At 38.7% G+C, this 1086-nt stretch carries 1 protein-coding gene and 1 pseudogene; both read right to left on the reverse strand.

Features of this window, described 5'->3' with window-relative positions:
• Positions 1-70: 70 nt before the first annotated feature.
• A pseudogene (locus tag L1S49_RS23085) lies at positions 71-334 on the reverse strand (YdcP family protein); the annotation flags it as partial.
• 20 nt (positions 335-354) lie between these two features.
• The gene (locus L1S49_RS23090; protein ID WP_238907701.1) at positions 355-669 is read right to left on the reverse strand and encodes a YdcP family protein; all 315 of its coding nucleotides are present in this window, start codon (positions 667-669) and stop codon (positions 355-357) included.
• Positions 670-1086: the final 417 nt, after the last annotated feature.

Consider the following 1086-nt stretch of genomic DNA (forward strand, 5'->3'; position numbering starts at 1 on the left):
TTCATTTTTCTTATCTATTGTCAAGTGTTTTTTTTATTATTTTTTATATTTCCCTAAGTTGACGACATTGGGCAGACGCTACTGTATCCGCTACTGGATTGATAAGCTCTACTTCGGCGTTATAGTCAAAGTTCTTTTCTCCAGCAGAAGCAGGAATGCTCACTTGAATCATGCGACCTTGTTCTTTCGATTTAAGGTCGTAGGTGCGTTCTTTTATCTGCTCGGTAACATTGCCCTCCTCATCAGTAATACGAACTTCACGACGTAAGGCTGAAAACTTCAATAGTCCAAATGTTTTTTCTTTTTCAATGACAATTCCTTGTGCTAATCTCATATATTTTTACCTGTCCTTTCTTATGCCTTTACCATATCATCAGCGTGCATGATGTAATTGGTAAATCCTCGATTGCCAATCTTGTATCCCTCGGCAGTAATCTTAGGGTTAATCAATCGGATTTTATCTTCTGATTCAAAATGCTTTTCGCCAGCTTCGGCAGGCAAGACGACCACAATATCATCTGCACGCTGAACCGTTGAATACAAATTGTAGCTTCGTGAGAGAATAGTCTGTCTGCCATTGATACGGCGTTGCTCGACTTTGCCCTCGCCAGCGTATTCTAATGCTCCAAATGTCTTTTCCATGTTGGGAATGACGTGTTTTAATTCCATATAGTTTTACCTCGTTTCTTTCTGTTTTTATATAGTTAGTTATTCAGTTGTTAGTGACAGACTTTAAGCTGTCGGAGAACGGATAGGATACATACAGTCTCAATCCTTTCTGTTGTTAAAGTGGCTGTTTCCTTTTTGGAAAGAACCACAAATCCTTTATTTGGGGATAGAAAAACGCAAGGGGTAGCCATTGTTCATGACTGATCCTTGCGTAAGACGTTTCCTTTATTCTACTTTTGCTTTTTTACGGCGGAAGTATAAGATACCAATTGCCGTAGCGGATACGGCTAAACCAATCAAGGCGAAACCGATATTGCTAGTGTCGCCAGTTTTTGGTAATGAGCGGTCAATGTCGTCAACTTAGCATAGTATAAATAATAAAATCACGCATAAATAAAAAAAATTAAGCTATTTACA

The organism is Clostridium sp. YIM B02506 (assembly GCF_022324845.1).
In the GTDB taxonomy this organism is placed as follows: Bacteria; Bacillota; Clostridia; order Clostridiales; family Clostridiaceae; genus Clostridium_T; species Clostridium_T intestinale.